This window comes from Bacillus cereus group sp. BfR-BA-01349, from assembly GCF_022663795.1.
Taxonomy (GTDB): domain Bacteria; phylum Bacillota; class Bacilli; order Bacillales; family Bacillaceae_G; genus Bacillus_A; species Bacillus_A cereus.
The window spans coordinates 24,801-48,461 of sequence record NZ_JAKUGE010000018.1; the positions used below are offsets into that span (position 1 = coordinate 24,801).

Here is a 23,661-nt window from a genome sequence, read left to right on the forward strand (position 1 = left end):
GCCTCCTTTTAGGATCTCCTAAATTCTTTACTATAACATGATATGCATATAGATATTTTTTGGACTAGTTATTTATATAGGTTAATGGAATTTAATTACATAACTACTGAAACATTTTAAAGGAAAACAATTTAAGAAAGAAATGGTATGAATAGCTGTTGGCTCCTATTGTTGTTTTTTTGTTTGATAGTACAGTGAATTATGCATATAAATTCAATATAGATTGTTTTTATAATATGGTTTATATGGGGTTTTCTTGATAATATAATGTGGAATATTATAGTGTTATTAGGTTATTAGGAACATTTAATGCTGTTTCATAACTGAAAGGGAATTGAAAAAAAACTGAAACTTTTCTCATAAAAATTCAATCTAACTTGAAAAATGAAAGGAAAATGAAATTTTCCAAAAGATATTCTTTGTTAAGATAAAAAGCATACATACAAAAAGCATTGACATATCTTAAAAATTTATTTTCAAGATATAGTGGGGGAAAAGATGAGATTAGAAAAACAATTAATAAAAAAGATGTATTATGAAACGTTCCTAATGGAGAATGAAACAAAACCAACTCTTGACGTACTTGGACAAGCTTATGTAAACGAAGAAAAAAATGAGATTTCTGATGGGTCTTATATTCGTTTTGCGCAAGGTGAATTTTATTATCGTCATCAAGATTTTGAAGCAGCTATTTTTAAATGGGAGAAGGTTAGTAATGAATTAGCACCATGGGCACAAAAAAATATTGCGGATGCTTATTTCGAACTTAATCAATTACCAGATGCTGAAAATATTTATACTTCCATTACTACTGATAATAAAATATTGATGACCGAAATTAGACTACAATTACTTTCTCTTTACATTGAGCAAAATAATTTTGACTCAGCTTTCGGTGTTATTAAAGAAGCAGTTTCTTTAAATCCTGATTATCCGAATGTCACAAAAATTGCCCGTTCCTTTTATGAGGAACAGCAAGATTTTGATAGTGCAGTAGAGCTTGCTGTGAATGAGTTAATTCGAATAGAATCGTATCCTTGGTTTCTGGTGTGATTTTGTAATCAAGTTCATTATAGTAACGGTCATAACCAAGAGCGGAGTACATAATATTACGATTCCAAAATGTTGCGTTATTTGCATGAAATACAGAAGTGAAATAACCTTGTTGACGTAAAATTTCTGGAGTTGCAGTATAATCATTGTTACCGTGTGTGAAGAATACAGCTCCTCGATTTAATGGATACAACGACGTATCGATTAGAAATTCTGAATCGGATGTTTTCCCTTGACCAGTTTGATGGAAAAAGTTATCAAAGTAATAACTTTCATTTATGAATTCATTTAGGAATGGTGTAACTTCTTGCCCGTTCACTGATGCGCCTATTAAGAAGGTTTGCAAGGATTCAAGAGTGACGACAATTACGTTTTTTCCTTTCGCTGCACCAAACATATTAGGGTTTGGCTCGCTTTGATTTGCTTTTACGTAGTTTTCAGTTTCTTGTAATTTACTACTATCAGCAAGTGCTTTTTGTGACCCAGCTTTTACTTGCAGTGTTAAGTCATATACTTGGTGAGTATATAAGCCTAAATTTTTGACAAGCATGACTCGGTCGAATGATCTTGTTAATAATTCAGGGCGCTCTTTTTCTGCAAGATGTAGATTCGCAAAGAATACACCAATCGTTAAAAGAAAGTATAAAAAGCGCGTAGAATGAGTTACACGTTCTGTTTTAAAGACCAATGATTTCTTTTTTAATAAAATAAAGAAGAAAACAATGTCTACGAATGCGAGTATAATTTTGTAGTTTAATATTTCTATAATACTGCCGCCTAATTGGCCAAAGTTTGAGGTTTGTCCAAGTACTGGTAATGTAACGAAATCACTATAAAAATCATAGAACATTACATTTCCAACAAGTACGATTGTTAATAAGAAATTAATACAGAGCGCTATATAATTTCGCTTTTTACCAGTTGCAAATAATGCTAATCCAACAAACGCTAATGATGCGGCTAGAGGGCTAATAAATAAAATAAGCTCTTGCGTTGAAGACTCAATTTTTAAATCAAAACTGAATCGCGTAATAAGATATGTTTTTAACCATACTGCTAAAGCCATTATTATAACAAAACTTATATTTTGCATCTGTAAATTTATTTTGTTCTTCATTTTTACACCTTCTTTATATAATTTATTTAACTAAAGTTATATATTATGTTTTTATAACTATTAGAATGGAATGAACCATGTAGACTTTGTTTTCTAAAGGGAATAATTTGAAGTATTCATATACATACAATGGGGATTTTTAAAGCGTAGTAGCATAAATATAACTCTTTTTGAGAAACGGGCAGAAAAAGTCATAGTTGTAGTGAAATTGACTTATAGACATCCTACCATATTAAACACTATGATGATGTTACAAAATATCGAACAAATAAAAGTAAAAATGGATAGAGACTTTTAAAACTGTTGACATTCAATTTATTAGAATTGAATGCCAATCGTTTTAAATATACAGTTATATTACATATGTATTTTGTAAAATCCTGATTTTTTGTCGGTTAATCATTAGCCGGGAAGGATAGGGGGCTTATTAATATACTTTTACTATATATGAGTAAAGTGTTTTGAAATTAAAAATATTTGACTGACATTTTAATGATAGAAATTAAATGTCAGATAAGTACTTTCCAACATACAGACCACTTGCAGCTGCTTGAGATAATGAATGCGTAACGCCTGAACAATCTCCAATTAAAAATAGCCCATGCACACTTGTTTCAAAATAGTTATTGAGTTTTATCGTAGGAGCATAGAACTTTCCGTCAATTCCATATAACAAAGTATCTTTATCAATCGGTTCTTGTATAAATTGTTCTAAGCGTAATAAAAACTCTTTGAGCCCTTCAATATATAATTGAGGGATTTCTTGATTCAAATCTCCATAATCCCCCTGTAGTGTAGGGTGTATACGATTATGCTCCATGCTGTTTTCCGCCGTAGGTTGTTTCTTTAGTAAGTCCTCTAAGCGCTGTATAACAATCCGATCTCGTCCTTGGTTAATGTCTTTAATAATTGAACTTGCGTATACATTTGCTTCTTTGAGAGTTGGAAAATAGCGAGGAATAAATAAAGTGAAATTTAAATTAGAAGTGCCAGTTCCTTGCTCTCGAAAATTTTGACCGTCAGGCATAACTAAACCTTCTTCGTACTTTCGAATGATGCGGCCTTGTGGATTCATACAGTAAGTAGTTGCTGTGAAATGCTCACCTTGATAAGAAAGTTTTGTTTCAAAAGTATCTTTTAATATAGAACGTAATTGATGTTCTTTCATTTCTACTCTAATTCCTAAATCTAAACGTGTTTGCTCCTGAGAAATATTTAGGGAACTGCATATTTCTTTTAACCAATCGGCCCCAGAGCGCCCAGTTGCAAATACAAGTTGCTTAGTTTGAACTGTTCCTTGATTTGTCTCTATTGTAAAATGATCTTCCTGTTTCAGAATATGTTGTACATCTATATGAAATTGGATCTTTATTTTCGTCAGTAAAAATTCATAGAGCTGCTGAAAAATGTTACTGGAAAGTGTAGTACCAAGATGTCTTACTTCTGTTGTTAGCATTTGTAAACCACACGCTTCAGCTCTCTTAGTGAGACTTGAATTTTCAGTAGAATATTTTGAAACCAAACTTCCACCAAACTGACATAGAATTTCATCTACTTCAGCCATGAGTTGTATAAAACCCTCTTTACCGACTTTTTTCTCAAGTTCTCCGCCAAATCCGTTTGTATAATTAAATTTCCCTTCAGATTTTCCTAAACCACCAAACCCGAAATATTTATCACATGTAGTACAATTACACACTTTTCCTTCGTCTAAAGGACAATGGCGATCTTCTAGCGCTTTACCTTTATCAAGAATTAAAACTTTTTTGTTACTTTTAGCTAGTGAATAAGCCATAAAAATGCTACTTACTCCAGCGCCGATAATCGTAACATCATACATATTCTTCCACCTGCTAACGAATAGTTTGTTTTTTATTTTTCTAGTGTATAACAATTTTATGAAGTTAAGAAATAGCTTTTATTAATAAAGTGGGAGTTTTCGAACTTGATGCTTTATTAATTTCTACGAGTGGTGGAGTAAATACAAAAATTTTTATTTGAAAGAAGAAACAGTTTAAAAAATAACTATGTCATATGATTAATAACATCTTACATAGAAAAAAACAGACCTTTTAAGTGAAGAGGTCTGTTAATGATTTTAAATCTTATTTAGCAAATACATGGTTACCAATTACTGCTACTGTTTGACGTGTCGTAATCCACTTGTCTGTTGATGTTTTTGGATTGTAGAAATAAAGCCAGTCAGAATGTACTCCATTTGTGGAGATAGCCTCTTCTACAGCCATTTTTGCTTCTGCGCTTGCAGGCTGATTAATTCTTCCATCTGTAACAGGAGTAAATGCATATCCGTATTTAATAGGTTCATAAATAACGCCTGTTATTGTATTTGGAAAACCTTTTGCATTTACACGATTTAGTATAACTTTCGCTACTGCTACTTTTCCTTTATAGGATTCACCACCTGCTTCAGCGGTAACTAAGCGTGCCATTAAGTCTTTTTCTTTTTGTGAAATGCTTGAGTTGATTTTTAAATGTTGTCCTGTATAAAGCTTGTTTCCGACTGTATTGTTCATTTGTTTTATAGATTGGACAGTGACATTGTAACGCCTTGCTATCGTTTCTAATGAATCTCCCGGTTGTACTTGATAAATAATTTGTCCAGAAATGTTGGCTGGCTTGGCGTTTTGAGGAACAGTGATTTCATTTGATTTCACGGACCCTGGAATATGTAACTGTTCGCCAATAAAGGTTTGATCGTTTCCTTTATTATTAGCCTGTTTAATGGATTGTATTGAAACTCCGTATTGTTTACTAATGCCCCAAAGTGTATCGTTCTTTTTTACTGTATGAATGGTAGAAGCTTCAGCTGTGCTTTGACTACATACGAATGTAATTGCAGCTGCAGATAAAGGGATTATATGTTTTAGTTTTAGTAATTTCATTGTAAATCCTCCTAAGAAAAAATTAAGGTGAAACTATTAAGTAATGTAGTTTGAAATGTATATATGCGTAATATATTAATGTAAGTATATTAGCACATATAAAATAAATAATCACTATAAGTTTCATCTTCGTGTAGTGTAGAGTCCGAATATGAAATATTGCATATGAAAATACATTGAAGTTCATATTTCTGATTACTATAATCTATTTAGTAGAAAGGGAATACGTTATAGAAATAAAATCATTATAGATTAATATAATGATTAATTATTAATTATTAATAGGAGGATTAATGCAATGAAAATATTTCAAAAAATGTGTGCGTCAACTGTAATCATTACAACACTTTTAGGAACAGGGGGTACTATCAATAGTGTACATGCTGATTCTATAGAACAGCAGATTAAATCAGGGATAGAACAAGAAACAGATAAGCAAATCATTGTAAAATTTAAAGCGGATTTGGATTTGCCATATGAAGATGGTATTGAAAAACAAATACAATCTCAAACGAATGATAAAGTAATAAAAGATTTTTTGAAAGAATATCCAGATGTAACATTTACTCGTTTATTCACATCTGTAAGCCCGGAACAAATACAAAACCTTGAAGTGAAAGCACCTAATCATGTATCTACAAGTTTATTAAACTACTATATTCTTCAAAATCAAAATAGTAGATAAGTTAAAGGCATCTTCTTTAATAGAAGATGCGTATATGAAGAAACAAGAGAAAATAATGCCACCTGAAGTGCAATCATCAAGTGTAGCTCTTAATCCTAGTAACAATCCTAGATTTAAAAAACAAGGTTATCTTGAAGCGGCCCCATACGGTATTAATGCGCCTTTCGCCTGGGGAATTCAAGGCGGTAATGGAAATGGTATCACTTTTGTTGATATGGAATACGGATGGTTATTAAATCATGAGGATTTATTACATCAAAAAATTGAGTTAATGTCTGGAAGAAATATAGATCAGCATGTCGGTCATGGGACGTCTGTACTAGGAATTGTATCCTCTGAGGACAATGAAGTTGGGAATATTGGGATTGCGCCAAAAGCGAAAGCAAAGGTTATCTCTCAAATAAGAGATAATGGACAGTATAATACGGCTGATGCAATATTAAGCGCTGTAAATCAGTTAGGAGCTGGGGATGTTTTATTGTTAGAGGCGCAAGCATCTTTCGATGGATATGGTGATAAATATTTACCTGTTGAAGTACAACCAGATATCTTTGATGCAATTCGTGCTGGTACAGATAAAGGGATTGTAATTATAGAGGCCGGAGCAAATGGGTGGAATGATTTAGATGAGTTCAAAGATAGAAAGGGTAAGCAAGTCTTAAATCGTAATAGTAAAGATTTTAAAGATTCGGGTGCAATTATGGTAGGAGCTGGCTCTTCATCTTTCCCTCATGAACGTATGTGGTTTTCGAATTATGGAAGCCGTATTGATGTGTACGGATGGGGAGAAAATGTAGATACAACTACAGCTGAACAAAGTAGAAGTGCTGTAAACCTTTATACTTCAAGCTTTAGCGGAACATCTAGTGCTTCGCCAATTATTGCTGGGGCAGCGACTTTAGTACAAAGCATTGCTAAAGAAAATTTAGGACAACCATATAGACCTAGTGAACTAAGAGCAATATTAAGCAACCAGAGTACAGGAACAAAATCTAAAGATCCATATGCAGATAAAATTGGTGTTTTACCAGATTTGAAGTCTATACTAGTAAACTTAGGCTATGAACAAAGAAAACCAAACGTTGGGAATGAATTACAAGTAACAGAAAATGAACCAAATAATGAGCCTAGACAGGCAAATAAAGTTAACTTTCATACACCGGTGAAAGGAACGCTACATAATAATGATAGAGTAGATGTATTTACTTTCCAAATTGATTCGCCGGAAAATATTAATATTTCTTTACTAAATGAACAAAATATCGGAATGACATGGGTACTTCATCATGAATCAGATTTAAATAACTATGTAGCATATGGTGAAAATGAAGGCAATGTAGTTAAAGAAACTTATAATGCAAAGCCAGGTAAATATTATTTATACGTCTATAAATATGAGAATAAAGATGGTTCATACGTATTGAACATAAAATAAGTAAAAGGAACTTCAGATGAAGTTCCTTTAAATTTTTCTAATTTAGTATATGTGAATGATTTTTTAACTTTACTTCTATGCAATATTTCATATTGATGAAATGTTATTTATTTTTTCTGAACTAGCTTATATTATATTCAATAAGTTTGATGTAAAAACAGAAAAAGAGAGGGATAATAATGAGCAATAAGAAGTTAATTTTGAAATTATTCATATGTAGTACAATATTTATCACATTTGTATTTGCTTTACATGATAAGAGAGTAGTTGCAGCTAGCTCTGTTAATGAGCTTGAAAATTTATCAAAATGGATGCAACCTATACCTGATAGTATCCCGTTAGCACGAATTTCAATTCCAGGAACACACGATAGTGGGACGTTCAAGTTGCAAAATCCGATTAAGCAAGTATGGGGAATGACGCAAGAATATGATTTTCGCTATCAAATGGACCATGGAGCTCGCATTTTTGATATAAGAGGACGTTTAACAGATGATAATACGATAGTTCTTCATCATGGGCCATTATATCTTTATGTAACACTGCATGAATTCATAAACGAAGCGAAACAATTTTTAAGAGATAACCCGAGTGAAACGATTATTATGTCTTTAAAAAAAGAGTATGAGGATATGAAAGGGGCAGAAGGTCCATTTAGTAGTACGTTTGAAAAAAATTATTTTGTTGATCCTATCTTTTTAAAAACAGAAGGAAATATAAAACTTGGAGATGCTCGTGGGAAAATTGTACTACTAAAAAGATATAGTGGTAGTAATGAATCTGGAGGATATAATAATTTTTATTGGCCAGATAATGAGACGTTTACCACAACTGTAAATCAAAATGTAAATGTAACAGTACAAGATAAATATAAAGTGAGTTATGATGAGAAAGTAAAATCTATTAAAGATACGATGAATGAAACGATGAACAATAGTGAGGATTTAAATCATCTATATATAAATTTTACAAGCTTGTCTTCTGGTGGTACAGCATGGAATAGTCCATATTACTATGCCTCTTATATAAATCCTGAAATTGCAAACTATATAAAACAAAAGAATCCTTTGAGAGTGGGCTGGGTAATTCAAGACTATATAAATGAAAAGTGGTCACCATTATTGTATCAAGAAGTTATAAGAGCGATTAAGTCATTAATAAAAGAATAAAGATGATGAGAGTAAGAAGCGATAAAATATATCGCTTCTTTTTATTTTCCAATAACCAACAATATAAATTGTACTTTTATAATAGAAAAAAATAAAAACATAAGATATAATCATATATATAAAATTTGTACCAATAAATTATAAATGTATCATTAAATTTAATTTGTTGTAATGAAATGGAGGTATATACTATGAAGTTTCCACATGATTTTTTATTCGGAGCTGCTTCAGCTTCTTATCAAGTAGAAGGTGCATGGAATGAAGATGGAAAAGGTGTTACGAATTGGGACGAGTTTTCAAAAGTTCCTGGCAAAACATACAATGGAACAAATGGTGATGTAGCTGTTGATCATTATCATCGATATAAGGAAGATGTTCGCTTAATGGCTGAGATGGGATTAGAATCGTATCGTTTTTCTATTTCTTGGGCAAGAATATTGCCGACTGGAGATGGAGAGGTAAATGAAAAAGGGATTGAATTTTATAACAACTTAATTGATGAATGTTTAAAATACGGGATTGTACCGTTTGTCACTTTATATCATTGGGATTTACCATTACCGTTAGAAAAAGATGGTGGATGGACGAATAAAAGAACAGCAGAGGCTTTCGTAAAATATGCAGAAACTTGTTTTAAGGCATTTGGTGACAGAGTTAAGCATTGGATTACTTTTAATGAGACAGTAATGTTTTGTGGACTAGGTTATTTAAAAGGTGCACATCCACCAGGAATACAAAATGATGTTCCAAAGTATTTTCAAGCGACTCATTATGTATTTTATGCACATGCGAAAACAGTTGCGGTATATAAGCAGCTGAAACAATATGGTGAGATTGGGATTACACATGTTTTCTTACCTGCTTATAGTGTGGATAACCAAAAAGAAAATATACAAGCAGCAAATCATGCGAATGAATATGAAACGTATTGGTATTATGATCCAGTTTTAAAAGGTGAGTATCCGTCTTATGTTGTACAACAATTAAAGGAAAAAGGGTGGACTCCTAATTGGACGGTTGAAGAATTAGAAATTATTAAACAAAATGCAGAAGAAAATGATTTTATTGGTTTGAATTATTATCAACCAATACGAGTAGAAAGATACGATATGGATATAAAGAGTGAGGAACATTCTCGAGAAAACTCAACGCTTGCTCCAGGTAATCCTTCTTTTGATGGTTTTTATCGAACAGTTAAAATGGATGATAAAACATATACAAAATGGGGATGGGAAATATCTCCCGAAGGTTTCTTAGAGGGATTGCATATGTTGAAAGCGCGTTACGGTGACATAAAGATGTATGTAACGGAAAATGGACTTGGTGATGAAGATCCAATCATTGACGGAGAAATTGTAGATGTTCCGAGAATTAAATTTATTCAAGCGCATTTAAAAGTAATGAAGCGTGCAATTGAAGAGGGAATTAATTTAAAAGGTTATTATGCATGGTCAGTGATTGATCTTTTAAGTTGGTTAAATGGATATAAAAAGCAATATGGCTTTATTTTTGTCGATCATAATGATAACTTAAAACGTAAGAAGAAACTTTCGTTTCATTGGTATAAACATGTGATCGAAACGAGAGGGGAAGAGTTATAACAGATAAAAGAGTATTTTAGGAGAAAGTGTATGAGTGCAAAGTATAAACAAATTGCAGATATGTTAGAGCAAAACATTCGAGATGGGCTTTTTAATGAAACGAAAAAACTACCTACAGAAGAAGCGTTGATGAATCGATTTGAAGTAAGCCGTAATACGATACGTAAAGTAATTAGTCAGCTTGTGAATAGAGGTTATATTTTTCAAGTACAAGGTAGTGGTATGTTTTTACGCGAAACTTCTGTAACAGATTACATTAATTTAGGAAGTTTACGTGGATTAACGAAAAATCTTGTTTCACAAAATATTGAAACGAAAGTGTTAGAGCTTGAAGTAATAGATGCGGACGAAGAAATAGCAAAGCGAATGCAATGCGAAGCTGGAACTAGGTTGTATTTTTTGAAGCGCTTAAGAATTGTAGATGCTAAGCCGTTCTCTATTGAAGTAAGTTATTTCAAAAAGGATATTATTCCATATTTGAACGAAGAAATAGCATTAAGCTCTGTATACAGTTATTTCATTGAAGATTTACGATTAAATATTGGTTTTGCTGATAAAGTTATTAGTTGTGAAAAAGTAAATAAAGAAAATGCACAGCTTTTAGAATTAAATGAAGGTGATCCGGCGCTTCTTATTGAAAATACAGTGTATCTTGTAAATGGAACAATTTTCGAGTTATCTCAGTCGATGTTTCATTATGAAAAGACTAAACTTTTAAATCGAATTAATTTTAAATGAAAAATTATCGTGTGAAAAAAGCAACTGATCCTAAGTGATCAGTTGCTTTTTATTTTTAAAGTGGATGAGCAAAAAAACACGAAAGTGGTTGGTCCGCTTTTTACAAACATCTATTATGATAAGAGAAGAAAGGTAGTATGTTATCAACGTTTTAAAGAGGAAGGTTTTTATGTAAGTTCTTTAATTAAAATAGATGGGGCTTAGAGAGGTGAAAAGACAATGAGTTTTGCAATTTCACTAGTCGTTATTATTGTAATTGTATCGCTATTTGGGACTGTACTAGTTGCAAGAAACGTGGAGGATAATTATGGTAAGTCTACAAAAAGAAATGTGAAAAACTTATCTGCAATCTATATTCTTCTTCTTTTTGTTCTACTGCTTGGGGTAACATGGTATGCGGTAATGATCTGATAGTTTGTAAAAGAACTGAAATGAGAGTATGAAGTTGGAATTTTAGAAGGTATCGAGTAATCAGAAAGAGAGCCATTTTGGATATATCTATTTGCGGATAAGAAGATGTGACTAATTAATACTATTTTTAGAGTAAATACTGTTAGTAATAAATTGAGATTAGTTTGTTTTGAGAGGGAGCAACTATATGGAATGGAAACCAAATCGTGCAGATAAGACACCTGTATATAAACAAATCGCGGATTATATTGAAAGAGGCATTTCTTCAGGAGAATTACCTTCTGATAGTAAGTTACCTTCTGAGCGTATGTTAGCAAAGGAATTACAGGTGAACCGGAGTACAATAGTAGCTGCGTATGAAGAATTAAAATCACTTGGAGTAGTAGAACGACAAAAGGGAAGCGGAACACGGGTCAATACGGACATATGGGGTGTCTTACATAAACGAATACCGAACTGGGGTAGGTACGTGGAGGATGGATCGTTCTTACCTAACGTACCACTCGTTCAACAAATTCGAACGGAAACACAAAAAGATGATTTAATTAATTTAGCAAGCGGTGAACTGTCACCAGAATTAATTCCAAGTGATAGATTTCGAACAATTTTGTCGGAGAAAACATTTATGGAAAACCTCGGTTATGACCATCCACTTGGAAATGAGATGTTGAGAAAAACAATTGCAGCACATGTTCAGCAATATAAACAAATTGAAGCAGATTCAAGCTCTATTCTTATTACGTCAGGAGCACAACAGGGGCTTAATCTTATCGTTCAATGTTTATTAAAACCTGGTGATGCGATTGCGATTGAAGATCCTTCGTATTGTTTTTCGCTCCCAATGTTTAAATCGGCCGGTTTAAACATATTTCATTTACCTGTTGATAAGGATGGAATGAATCCAGATGACTTAATCGATTTGCACAAAAAGCATCGCATTCGTATGGTGTTTTTGAATCCAGATTATCAAAATCCAACGGGTACTGTGCTTTCATTAGCGAGACGTAAAAAAATTTTAGAACTGTCTTCTGAGTTCGGTATACCAATTGTAGAAGATGATCCGTATAGTTTAATTTCTTTTAATGGAGAAGTGAACCCGACATTAAAATCAATGGACCAAAATGGAAATGTTCTTTATATAAGTTCATTATCAAAAATTGTTGCATCAGGATTACGTATTGGATGGATAATTGATCCTACACGCGTAATTGAGCGTTTAGCAGATGCAAAGCAACAAGTTGATTTTGGCCATAGTGTATTTACGCAGTGGGTAGCAAATCAATTTTTAGAATCAAAGGATTTCCATACACATATTACGATACTTCGTGGACAATTGAAGCAAAGAAGAGATGAATTAATTGCAGAGCTTGAAGGAACATTGGGAGAACGAGTTGAATGTTTCGTGCCAGAGGGTGGAATACATGTATGGTGTAAAGTAACAGGAAAATTTGATGAATATCACTTATTAGGTGAATCTATACGGAATGGTGTCGCATTTGTTCCGGGCAGTGTTTTAGGTTCGAAAAATGAATATATACGATTTACGTTTGGTAGAGCGAATATAGAACAAATTCAACTTGGAATTAAACGGTTTGCCGACACGCTAAATGAGATTTCATAATATGGATGTGTGATAGTGAAATGAGGGAAAGAAATGAAGTACGTGACGCTTTTACTTCAAGTAGGCGTGCTATATGTATTTAGCCTAGTGGGTACGTGGATTCAGGAAATATTCCATCTATCAATACCGGGGAATTTAATAGGGATGTTAATACTGTTCCTGCTCCTTTCCACTCGCGTTTTACCGTTAAAATGGTTTGAGTTAGGTTCGGAAAAGTTAATCGTATTTTTACCGTTATTTTTAATCCCTTCGACAACAGGGCTCATGGAATACGGGTTTTTTCTTTTCAGTAAGGGAAGTATTATATTCCTTTTAGTAGTTGCAAGTACTGTAGTAACTTTGATTGTTTCAGGGTATATAAGTCAATTATTAGTCACATCAAAAAAATAAAATCGACAAGGTGCACGATTCAAATGGTCTTAATTATTATTACTGTAGCAATTTATTTCTTGGCGACAAAGCTATATAAAAAAATTACGTTTGCATTTACGTTACCAGTGTTAACAGTTACGGCAATTATGATTTGTTTATTTTTGATTTTTGGTATTTCTCATCATGAGTATAGGGAAAATGGGGGAAACATTCTTTCAAGCTTATTGAGCCCTGCAATTGTAGCATTGGCCATACCTCTATTTAAAGAGCGAAAGATACTGATGAAAAATTTTTCATCGATACTAATCGGAGTAGTGATAGGTATAGTGGCTGTAACGAGCATGAATGTAGTGATTGGCGGAATTTTAAATATAGATAAGGAACTTATATTAACCACTTTACCACAGGTAGCGACAATGCCAATTGCCCTTTCAATAGCGGATCAAATTGGTGGTATTCCATCTATGACTTCTAGTTTTGTAGTTGTTGCAGGAATAACAGGCGCTATTATGGGACCAACAGTACTTAAGTTTTTCCGTATAACAAGTACGATTGGAAAAGGAGTTGGAATGGGCTGTGCATCACATATTATCGGTGTGAGTCGTTTAGTGAAAGAAGGCGAGAAAGAAGCGACTATCGGTTCGGTAACGATGATTGTAACTGGAATACTTATTAGTATACTAATACCGTATGGAACGAAATTTATTTTTTAAATGTAATGGAGATGATAACAATGACAACATGGTTTATAGTTACATTATTTGTTTTTGGGGCTATTAAAGTATTAGTTTCTAGCATGCCCACTTCTGTTGTAGAATCAATTATTAGTAAATTTGAATTGCATCAAAAGCTTGAGGTGGAAAATACTTCTATATCGATAGATGGAAAAAATATAGAGGGAGAAATGAAACTACAAGTTATTCATGAATTTAATGAGGCTTTGTTTTTAGATAAACATTATTTCCCGCCGCACGGAGAAGGAACACCGATCGTTATTAACACGAAGAAAGGGAATAAAGAGATTAGATTTTCGCTATATAGCTATGAGGAACATGTTGATGTCATTAAGCAATATAAGAAGAAAGTCGTTGCCTATCGTTTACGCTCTAAAAGCCTTCAAACATTGGCACCATTAGTAATAACGGAAGAGTATGCTTAAGAAGAGACCTATAATGGTCTCTTTATTTTTTTATCCAATTATATACGTTCCAAATAAAAGAATGAAAAATCATATAACCAAATAAAGAATATGCATGGTTCCAATTCGCACTATGTACAAATAAACCTAAACTTTCAGCAATCTGTTCAAAAAGGCTAGCACAAATACCGATTGAAATAATAAATAAAATTCTAGAAACTTTAGATAATTTTTTTGAAATGTGTATAAAGATAACTGTTAAAATCGGCAGTACGAACAATGTAAAAGCTATATTCACCGAAAATGTGGATGAGAAGGGCCTAGCCGGAAAAGAATATATTTGTTTATGAACAAAAAAGGCATCTAAGCAAGTTCCAATAATAGAAGAGAGAAAGATTGTAACTACTAATGCTAGAAACTCATTCTTCTTCTCGGAGGAGGACATTTTTCTTTGCGAGAATGGCGAGTTCAATTTTTTCGAGTGTTTTGCAGTAGTCTTCTGTAATTTGTCCATTTATATTTTCCTCCTTATCAACTAAGTAATTTACAACTTGCCAATCGGTAAACCAATCTTCACTGTCAACTGCTTCATGCTTCATATCTCGCCATGCATAGATGAGTGCAGGGCTGTATATGCGATAAGCGCCATTTCGTAACTGGCATTTCTTTATTCGGCGCTTATAAAACTCACGGGAAAAAGATTCATTTACACTTGAAAATAAATGGGGCCAGTAATCTTTCCTAGATCCTGTATGTGGATGGTGTTGAGCCCAGCTTATTATTTGAGATAAAACATGTGTATCTCGAAATAATAATGAGTACAATCTTTTTCCAATTAATATCCGTTCATGTAAGGAAGTGAAATGTTTCATTGTATCACCAAATAGTAATACTTTTTGGTTCTTATCATTTTCGTAGAATGGGAAAAGGATATGATTAAACTGAAAGAAATCAAAGAGTTTAAATCCAATACTATTTAGTACAGTCTTTTTAAATTGTACATTTTGAATCACTCTTTTTTCTAAGTAGTTTTGTTCATTAATAATAGTTGCAATTGCTAAAGTTTTTTTGTTACCTGTTTTCCAAAAATGGTTCCACATCGTTTCCATAAATGTAGAAACATTTAGGTGAGGGAGAAGGTGAAATAACTTTTGTGATCTCTTTACACTTTGTTCGTAAAGTAAAAATTGAGGGTATACATCTTGGAAAATAAGCCAATTCCCTCTTTCTAAAAAAGAAAAAAATATGAATTGATCTTTCTCTGATAAAATTCTCGTATATAAATCGCCCTTTAAATCAGTCATATTCCAACCGCCGTTACGTGATACCATATGCCCAAGCAGTGCCCAATGTATTTCTGGATATTGAATGTAAAATTGGTAGTATGCGCGTGTTCTTGTAACATTATTTTTATTTAGCTGTTCTGTTTGTATTTTTATTTTGTTGATGATGAGTTGTTCTTCTTTCGTTAATTTATACATGGTGCCAGAAGGAATAAGTTTGCTTTTTTGTTTCAATTCATTTTTTACGTCGAATAGGGAGAGAGGCAGTGCTTTGGAAGGTCCGTTATATGTATGATTTGAATTGCTTCGGTCCATTCCGTTACCTCCCTTTTTCATAAATTTAAACATGATTATTGGCTATGAATCATTCTATTTATTTTATTACGAGTATAAGAAATAAATGAGCGGTGTTTTTTACAAGGAATTTATTTATCATGAAAACCGTATAGAAAATCTTACTGTTGTGAGATGAAATGAAAAACAGAAACTACGTTTAATAGTTTCTGTTTTTTTATTTTGTCAATTAAATGTAACAAACGACGATTATGATTTGAATCAATTGAAAATAATTCAATAAATATTATTTAAATTGAGATGTTTCGTAGGAGGAAAAAGAATGTTAAATAAAATAATTTTAATTACTGGTGGGACAGGTTCGTGGGGGCAGGAACTTATAAAACAACTATTAGAAAAATCACCGAAAGAAATTAGAATTTTTTCAAGAAATGAAACGGTTCAGTTTGAAATGCAGCAACAGTTTATAAATGATGATAGGTTAAAATTTATTATTGGAGATATTCGTGATAAAGATCAACTAGTCTATGCTTGCCAAGGTGTACATTATGTGTTCCATCTGGCAGCTTTAAAACATGTTCCAGTATGTGAGTATTATCCTTATGAAGCTATAAAAACAAATATACATGGTACGCAAAATGTAATTGAAGCCTCTATACAGATGCAAGTTGAAAAAGTTATATATGTTTCAACGGATAAAGCAGCTGATCCATCAAATACGTATGGGATGACAAAAGCAATTGGTGAAAAATTAATGGTTCATGCGAATATACAAACGAAGAAAACAAAATTCATTTGTGTTCGTGGTGGAAATGTTTTAGGAACGAGTGGAAGTGTAGTACCACTTTTTAAACAACAAATTAAAAAATCTTCAGAAGTAGGGATTACCGATGCGAATATGACTAGATTTTTCTTAACAGTTGAGGATGCTGTTGGATTGTTATTTAAAGCCGTATCTCAAGGTAGAGGCGGGGAAATCTTTGTTATGAAAATGCCGGCATGTAAAATAACAGATTTAGCAGAAGTATTAATTGAATATTCTGAAAAAGAAAAAGTTAAGGTAAAAGAGGTAGGGATAAGACCGGGTGAAAAATTAAGTGAAATGCTTCTATCTGAGGTAGAGAGTAAAACAAGTATAAGTTTTGATCAAAATTATTTTGTGGTACTACCGACTATTCCTATAGAAGGACTTCAAGAATATTATTCTAGCTATCCTCTAGTGGATGTGAAGAGTTTTAGTTCTCAACAAGACTTACTTGAAAAACATGAGGTGAAACAAATGCTATTAAAAGGAGGATTTTTGCGATGAAAAAAAATGCGATCCTTTTAATAACTGGTGCAAATGGTTTCACAGGACGCCATGCTTGCCACTATTTTTTAGAGCAGGGCTTTCATGTAATTCCTATGTTTCAAAATCGTGCACATAGAGAAAAATTAAAAATGGTATTACTTGTAATTTAACTAATAAGAGCGAAGTAATGAAGGTAATGAAACAAATAAAGCCAGACTACGTATTGCATTTAGCAGGAAGGAATTCGGTCATAGAATCTTGGACAGCTGCCCTTGAATATATAGAGATTAATGTAATAGGAACGTTATATTTATTAGAAGCAATTAAGCAAGAAGCCTCGCATTGTAGAACATTAGTTATAGGATCTGCTTTGCAAGCAAATAGTATGAACGAAATAAAAATTTCGAATCCATATAGTTTAAGTAAAACGATGCAAGTCATTATTGCAGAGGCTTGGGGAGGATTAATGGATTCAAATATTATCATTGCAAAGCCCTCAAATTTAATTGGTCCAGGGGTATCGAATGGTATTTGTTCGATTCTCGCAAAGAAAATGATAGATATAGAATCAGGTAGAAGTAAGGCTATTATCGAAGTAAACAGTTTGAAAGATAGTAGAGATTTTCTAGATGTACGTGATGCGGTCAAAGCGTATCATGTGTTATTACGAGATGGAATAAATGGAAAACAATATAATATCGGATCAGGAGTAAAACGATCTTTATTAGATGTACTAGAACAATATAAAGAATTAACACAGCTAAATTTTTTTATAGAGGAAACAGAGAAAAGTGGGAGCGACTCAAATGAGAGTTTAGCAACAGAGGAAATAAAAAAGTTAGGTTGGATCCCAGAAATTGAATTTCATCAATCATTAAAAGATGTACTTGAGTATGCGAAGTGTAGTGACATCTGCATGCAATGAAAAACAAAAAAGGGTGTAAGAAATATATGAATGGTTATGAAGTAATAGATAATCAAAATACGCTATTTCTTTCAATTGTTGATACGCTGGACTGGAGAGATGAAGAAGCGCATGTATTGCTTATTTATGAGGCAATACATAAATATCAAGCGTATGTAGAAGAAAAAAGGGTCAATCGAATAAAGTCAGCATTAGAGACGGAAACTAGGTATGTGATTCAAATCTTTGCTCAATATGAGTGTAGTGAGTATGGAAATGATTTTTATGAACTCATTAACGATCTTTTAAAAGATATAGAGGTGGAGTTAAAGATTTATATAAAAAATAATAAGTTCATTTACATTTAAAAGGTAAATATAAAGCTAGATTTTTAATAATAAAGGTGGGTATAAGTTATGAGCAAAACGATTCTTTTTACTGGGGGCGGTACAGCCGGACACGTTATGATTAATATTGTATTAATTCCTAAATTTATAGAGAAAGGATGGAGAGTCGAGTATATTGGATCTAAAAATGGAATTGAAAAATCATTAGTGCAAAATGTTAAATACAATAGTGTTTCAACGGGAAAGCTTAGGAGATATTGGGATTGGGAGAATTTTAAAGATCCTTTTAAAATTATACGCGGTTGTTTACAAAGTTATAATTTAATTAAGAAAACAAAGCCTGACGTTATCTTTTCAGCAGGAGGATTTGTTTCAGTTCCTGTAGCTATAGGAGCATGGTTAAATCGTGTGCCTATAATTATACGTGAACCAGATAGCACATTAGGGCTTGCCAATAAAATAGCATTACCTTTTGCTACAAAGCTATGCACAACATTTCCTCAGACAGGAGAAAATGTAAATAATGAGAAGAAGGTTTATGTAGGACCAATTGTAAGGGAAGAAATTGAGAAGGGTAACGTATTACGAGGAAGAAGATATTGTGAATTTCAGCAAGATAAACCAGTATTATTAATTATGGGTGGGAGTCAAGGTGCTAAGTGGATAAATGATATGGTAAGGAAATGTTTAGATACAATACTATTAAACTTTAATATTATTCATATATGTGGTAAAGGGAAGGTAGACCCATCTATTGGCAAGGAGGGGTATATGCAATTTGAATATATAGGCGATGAGTTGCCGCATATACTAAATATGGCAAGTGTTGTAGTTTCAAGAGCGGGTTCTACTGCTATTTCTGAATTGTTATTTTTGAAGAAACCGATGTTGCTTATCCCGTTAACTAACAGTTCCAGTAGAGGAGATCAAGTTTTAAATGCTGAATATTTTTCACAGCAAGGATATGCGGAAGTTATACTCCAAGACAGAGTAAGTACGAATACATTTATACATGCAGTAAATAAGTTGTATACAAATAAGGATAAATATATTCAAAACATGAATGGATATAAGAAAACAAATGATGAGGGGATTCATCAATTAATAGATATAATAAATGAAGTGGTGAAGTAATAGAAATGTAAATAGTAAAAAGGAAAGAAGGTATCTTCTTTCCTTTTTACTATATTTGTTCCAATTCATTATTATTTATTCCAATTAGCTATGTACTATCGGTGAATGCCATTTTCTAATAGCTCAGTAAATGCATGAATATGAATAGGTTTACTGTAATAATAACCTTGAATAAACTGACATTTATTTTTTTGAAGGAAATTTACGTGCTCTTTCGTTTCTACACCTTCAGCAATGACAGACATTCCTAATGTATTTGCTAATGTGATGATCGTTTTAATAATTTCCATTCCATCATCACATGTTTCAGACATTGTAATAAATTCTCTCGGGATTTTTAACGTATCAATTGGATACAAAGGTAAGTAGGCTAGCGAAGAATAACCTGTACCAAAATCGTCGATAGAAATGTGAATCCCTAAACTTTTTAGTGTACGCAGTTTTATCAATGTTTCTCGCTCATCCATCATTGCAATTCGCTCTGTTAATTCAAGATCAAGAGAGCTTGCTGGTAAACCTGTATTTGTTAAAGTAGAAGAAATAGATTTTACAAAATCCTCTTGTTCAAATTCCTTAGCAGATAAATTCACACCTATTTTTAAATGTGAATATCCGAGTGCGTGCCAACGTTTCATTTGCTTGCAAGCCTGCTCTAATGTCCATTTACCTATTGAAATAATTTGTAGTGTTTCTTCTGCAATCGGAATAAACTCGTATGGAGAAATAATACCTAATTCAGGATGATTCCACCTAATTAAAGCTTCTGCACCGATAATTTTATTAGATTCACTATCAACTTGAGGTTGATACAAAAGGAACAATTCTTCATTTTGTAGTGCGTTTGGTAAATCTTTTTCTAATCGCAATCGTCTTTCAATTTTTTTAGCGATTACATCGTCATAAATAGATACAGAGTTAAGTTCTTTTGCTTTTGCATCATACATTGCAACATTAGCGTTTTTTAGAAGTGTAGCGGTATCGATTCCGGAATGTGGATAAATAGCGATGCCGATACTCAGTGATAAAGTTAATTTATGCTCATGTATGATAAATGACTTTTTCATGCATTTAAATAATTGGTTACATAATTGGAATAAGTAATCTTCGTCAGTATAGTTTTCAATTATGATTGTAAATTCATCGCCACCGATTCTTGAAAGATGAGTATGTGATGGAAGACATGATTGGAATCGCTTTGCTACTTCTTCTAATATGTAATCTCCTGATGAATGTCCAAGTGTATCGTTAATTGCTTTAAAGCGATCTAAATCTAAATATAATAATGCAAACTCGCTTTCTGTTATTTTAGCATTTTTTATAACTCTCTTTAATTTCTTATGGAAAAAGGCACGGTTCCCAATTTTCGTTACAGTGTCATGGAATGCTAAATATTTTATTTCTTCTTGCTGTTTTTTTAGTGCAGTAATATCTTTCACCATAATATAGCTTCCTGAAATTTGTCCGTCTATTATAATAGGAATGATTGTAACGTATAAAAAATAAGTAAAGCCATCTTTATATTGAGAACTAAGTTGTAAGAATGCCGATTCTTGTTGTTTCACTTTTTCTAATGCCATTGCTAGCTTATGCTTATCTTCATCTAAAATGATCGAAAAACAAGTTTCACCTAGTAACTCATCTGTTGGTGCCCCAAGTAGTACACTCCCAGCCTTATTTACATTTAAGAATATTCCATTTAAATCAATGGTGAAGATAGGGTCAGGATGATATTCATATAATGATTTAAACTTTTGCTGTTTTTGAGAAAGAGCCTCTGATTTATGAACTAAATCAGACGTCCGTAAAGTAACTTTTTCTTCTAGTTGGGCATTAAATGCCTGCAAACGTTTTGTTAAGGAATTGTTTTGCATACGTACGATAGAATGACGAATGAGTACGAAAATAAAAGTAATACAATTTCCTGTAATGAGAGTTGAAGATGATGTTTGTTCTTTTAATGTAAACCCGATTAGTATTGCAACAGCAAGATAGGGAAATACAACTAAAGCTTTTTTTCCTATTATAGGGTTTACAAGGAAATAATTTTTATGGCTATTATGATCTTCTGAAATAGAGCCAGCTATTGCAATAAGTAATATAGGTATTCTATATAAAAGACGTAATAATATTATCGTTTCAGTTGATAAGTGGTTATTTAAGTAAAAATAAATATAGTTAAAAGTTGCAGAACTTATTAATACAAAAATAAAGATATAAATTTTCCGTTTGGAATTAAAAATTGTTGGACGGAAAAAGAGACTAACACCTAGTAGTAGAAATAATAAATCTGCAATTGGGTATAAAAATGAAAGGAAAACATCTCCTAGTGAAAGAGCGAATATATTTAAATTTGGTTGATTAAATAAATACCATTCTAATGTAAATATGGAAGTAAGCACTATGCATATATCACAAATAAAGAACGCTTTTTCCCATTTATTGCATTCCTTTAAGATTTTATAGCAGAAAGCGATAAGACAGAAAAATAGAAAAAACATATAAAATACATCAGAAACCGTAAAACGATGTATTGGAATTTCGAAGAAGCTATCTTGATATGTATATACTATTTTCCCTAATAAAAAACTACCAATTGCTATTGTAATACATATCCAAAACGGATTTGAACTGACTTTTTTAGAATATATAGAGTAAATCAGTGATACAAATGTAATGGCTTCAACGACAAGTGAAGCGAAGCGTACATCTGAATTTGAAAAATGAGTAGGGAACAGATAGAAAAATATAAAATAGATTGAATAGCATATTAATGTTCCGATTAATATACATAATTGTAAATTTTTATTTAATTTCAATGAAATCACCTTCTTTAATTATGCACTATGTTCGTTATATCTATACATAATAATATTATTTAAGAATTGTATCAGATTTCCTTATAAAAATCATGTTTATAAGGAAAGTGTTAAAGAGTGTAAGTATTCTTAAGGTTTAAAAAATATTGCGGTTGATAGTATAGACTGCATCAAGACTTTAAATAGAAATTGTATATTTAGTCATCCTTTGAATTGTAAAGTTTTTTTAGTGATTTGTAAGTGGAGATGCAAAATTGCATATAAAATGATGAGTATCCTTTTTTGGGGAACTTTTTATTATTTAATCTGAAAATTAACATTTGTGAAAATGTTGAGAAAGGATATAAAATAAGAACGTGTATTCTTACAGAGTGGAATAGTATTGCCACTAAATAGGGAGGCTTTTTTATGATATATCGAATTAAAGATGCAGAAATATACTATGAAATTGTGGGAGAGGGTAAACCGGTCATTATCATACATGGCTGCGCCCCTGACCATAGGTTAATGATGAAATGTATGGAATCAGTATTTCAGAAATATGAAGGTTATAAGCGAATATATATTGATTTACCTGGAATGAGAAAATCGAATGCTCCAAATTGGATAAATAGTTCAGATCGTATAGTAGAAGTGCTTATCACATTTATTGAGGAAATCATTTCTACTGAAAAATTTTTATTGGTAGGAGAATCATATGGAGGCTATTTAGCTAAAGGTATACTTGCAAAGATGTTTGAGAGAGTTAGCGGATTACTATTAGTATGTCCTGTTGTTGTAGCGGAGCCAGAAAAAAGGATTCTTCCAGATAAACAGGTAATTGTACAAGATGAGGAATTTTTAAATACGCTCACTTCCACAGAAAGAGAGGAATTTTGTGAGTTAGCTGTAATAGCAAATGAATATACATATAAGCGATTTAAAGAAGAAATTAAGCCTGGGTTAGATGTTGCTAATGATGAATTTATTGAAAGGTTGCAAAAGAATTACTCTCTTACTATGGATTTTCAGCGTGAAAAATATGAAAATCCCGTGCTTTTACTGACTGGAAGACAAGATATATCAGTAGGTTATCAAAATATTATAGAAATTATTGAAGAATATCCAAGGGCAACATTAGCAGTGTTAGATATGGCAGGGCATAATTTGCAAATTGAGCAGCCTGAATTATTTGAGAGTTTAGTAGGAGAATGGATTAGACGAACAAATCAGCACAGTTTATAAAGTATTTTAGTATTACGCCTAAGTGTTGAAATGGGATAAATGAACGTGATTTATTAACTTATCTCGCTATTTTCCTGTAAAAGCCCGATTAGTAAGGGCTAATTAAAGTTTCACTTTATAAAAAA

General features: G+C 32.2%; 17 protein-coding genes and 4 pseudogenes. 15 read left to right on the top strand and 6 right to left on the bottom strand.

The window, feature by feature from the left end; all coding sequences use genetic code 11:
• Positions 1–498 precede the first annotated feature (498 nt).
• Positions 499–1,050 (top strand): annotated as a pseudogene (locus MR169_RS12060) (tetratricopeptide repeat protein); the annotation flags it as partial.
• On the opposite strand, the pseudogene MR169_RS12065 reads toward MR169_RS12060, so the two are convergent.
• From MR169_RS12065 to MR169_RS12075, 3 genes and pseudogenes are all read right to left on the bottom strand, one after another.
• Positions 1,040–2,170 (bottom strand): annotated as a pseudogene (locus tag MR169_RS12065) (LTA synthase family protein); the annotation flags it as partial. The pseudogenes MR169_RS12060 and MR169_RS12065 sit on opposite strands and share 11 nt — an antisense overlap.
• Positions 2,171–2,672: 502 nt before the next feature.
• Positions 2,673–4,010 (bottom strand): NAD(P)/FAD-dependent oxidoreductase, encoded by a 1,338-nt coding sequence (locus MR169_RS12070; RefSeq protein ID WP_242319451.1) that lies wholly within the window; start codon positions 4,008–4,010, stop codon positions 2,673–2,675.
• A gap of 265 nt (positions 4,011–4,275) precedes the next feature.
• Entirely contained in the window at positions 4,276–5,073 is a 798-nt protein-coding gene (locus MR169_RS12075; protein WP_000771175.1) for a cell wall hydrolase, read from the bottom strand.
• Positions 5,074–5,371: 298 nt separating this feature from the next.
• Here MR169_RS12075 and MR169_RS12080 point away from each other — a divergent pair.
• From MR169_RS12080 to MR169_RS12120, 9 genes and pseudogenes are all read left to right on the top strand, one after another.
• Positions 5,372–7,193, top strand: a pseudogene (locus MR169_RS12080) (S8 family peptidase).
• 179 nt (positions 7,194–7,372) lie between these two features.
• On the top strand, positions 7,373–8,362 hold the full coding sequence (gene plcA / locus MR169_RS12085; protein ID WP_242319452.1) for a phosphatidylinositol diacylglycerol-lyase: 990 nt from the start codon (positions 7,373–7,375) through the stop codon (positions 8,360–8,362).
• 191 nt (positions 8,363–8,553) lie between these two features.
• Complete coding sequence (locus MR169_RS12090) at positions 8,554–9,963, top strand: glycoside hydrolase family 1 protein (RefSeq protein ID WP_242319453.1); 1,410 nt, start codon at positions 8,554–8,556, stop codon at positions 9,961–9,963.
• 30 nt (positions 9,964–9,993) lie between these two features.
• Positions 9,994–10,701 carry a GntR family transcriptional regulator gene (locus MR169_RS12095; RefSeq protein WP_001274901.1) on the top strand — a complete coding sequence of 236 codons (708 nt, stop codon included), beginning with the start codon at positions 9,994–9,996 and terminating at the stop codon, positions 10,699–10,701.
• Positions 10,702–10,920: 219 nt separating this feature from the next.
• A complete protein-coding gene (locus tag MR169_RS12100) occupies positions 10,921–11,112 on the top strand; it encodes a hypothetical protein (protein WP_000006452.1) in 192 nt (63 codons plus the stop codon).
• Between the two features lie 187 nt (positions 11,113–11,299).
• Complete coding sequence (pdxR, locus tag MR169_RS12105) at positions 11,300–12,733, top strand: MocR-like pyridoxine biosynthesis transcription factor PdxR (protein ID WP_242319454.1); 1,434 nt, start codon at positions 11,300–11,302, stop codon at positions 12,731–12,733.
• Between the two features lie 33 nt (positions 12,734–12,766).
• Positions 12,767–13,123, top strand: a complete 357-nt coding sequence (locus MR169_RS12110; RefSeq protein WP_193533106.1) for a CidA/LrgA family holin-like protein — start codon at positions 12,767–12,769, stop codon at positions 13,121–13,123.
• Positions 13,124–13,146: 23 nt separating this feature from the next.
• The gene (locus tag MR169_RS12115) at positions 13,147–13,818 is read left to right on the top strand and encodes an LrgB family protein (RefSeq protein ID WP_044796956.1); all 672 of its coding nucleotides are present in this window, start codon (positions 13,147–13,149) and stop codon (positions 13,816–13,818) included.
• Between the two features lie 20 nt (positions 13,819–13,838).
• On the top strand, positions 13,839–14,264 hold the full coding sequence (locus MR169_RS12120) for a YfmQ family protein (protein WP_044796957.1): 426 nt from the start codon (positions 13,839–13,841) through the stop codon (positions 14,262–14,264).
• A 22-nt stretch (positions 14,265–14,286) separates the two neighbouring features.
• Here the strand turns inward: MR169_RS12120 and MR169_RS12125 are convergent, their stop codons facing one another.
• Both MR169_RS12125 and MR169_RS12130 read right to left on the bottom strand, forming a co-directional pair.
• Positions 14,287–14,688, bottom strand: a complete 402-nt coding sequence (locus MR169_RS12125; protein WP_242319469.1) for a CBO0543 family protein — start codon at positions 14,686–14,688, stop codon at positions 14,287–14,289.
• Positions 14,663–15,841, bottom strand: coding sequence for a DUF2515 domain-containing protein (locus tag MR169_RS12130; protein ID WP_242319455.1), 1,179 nt, complete (start codon positions 15,839–15,841; stop codon positions 14,663–14,665). Before MR169_RS12130 ends, MR169_RS12125 begins: the two co-directional genes overlap by 26 nt.
• Before the next feature lie 301 nt (positions 15,842–16,142).
• Here MR169_RS12130 and MR169_RS12135 point away from each other — a divergent pair, with 301 nt between their 5' ends.
• The 4 genes and pseudogenes from MR169_RS12135 (at position 16,143) to MR169_RS12150 (ending at position 19,496) form a co-directional block, all read left to right on the top strand.
• Positions 16,143–17,129, top strand: coding sequence for a UDP-N-acetylglucosamine 4,6-dehydratase family protein (locus MR169_RS12135; RefSeq protein ID WP_242319456.1), 987 nt, complete (start codon positions 16,143–16,145; stop codon positions 17,127–17,129).
• A pseudogene (locus tag MR169_RS12140) lies at positions 17,126–18,036 on the top strand (SDR family oxidoreductase). Before MR169_RS12135 ends, MR169_RS12140 begins: the two are co-directional and overlap by 4 nt.
• Positions 18,033–18,383, top strand: coding sequence for a DUF6572 domain-containing protein (locus MR169_RS12145; RefSeq protein ID WP_002098140.1), 351 nt, complete (start codon positions 18,033–18,035; stop codon positions 18,381–18,383). The pseudogene MR169_RS12140 and the gene MR169_RS12145 overlap by 4 nt, the downstream one beginning before the upstream one ends.
• Positions 18,384–18,431: 48 nt before the next feature.
• Entirely contained in the window at positions 18,432–19,496 is a 1,065-nt protein-coding gene (locus MR169_RS12150) for an undecaprenyldiphospho-muramoylpentapeptide beta-N-acetylglucosaminyltransferase (RefSeq protein WP_098616346.1), read from the top strand.
• A 95-nt stretch (positions 19,497–19,591) separates the two neighbouring features.
• Here MR169_RS12150 and MR169_RS12155 read toward each other — a convergent pair whose 3' ends face one another.
• Positions 19,592–22,312 (bottom strand): bifunctional diguanylate cyclase/phosphodiesterase, encoded by a 2,721-nt coding sequence (locus tag MR169_RS12155; RefSeq protein ID WP_000773536.1) that lies wholly within the window; start codon positions 22,310–22,312, stop codon positions 19,592–19,594.
• A 408-nt stretch (positions 22,313–22,720) separates the two neighbouring features.
• Here MR169_RS12155 and MR169_RS12160 point away from each other — a divergent pair, with 408 nt between their 5' ends.
• Positions 22,721–23,536 (top strand): alpha/beta fold hydrolase, encoded by an 816-nt coding sequence (locus MR169_RS12160; protein ID WP_242319457.1) that lies wholly within the window; start codon positions 22,721–22,723, stop codon positions 23,534–23,536.
• Positions 23,537–23,661: the final 125 nt, after the last annotated feature.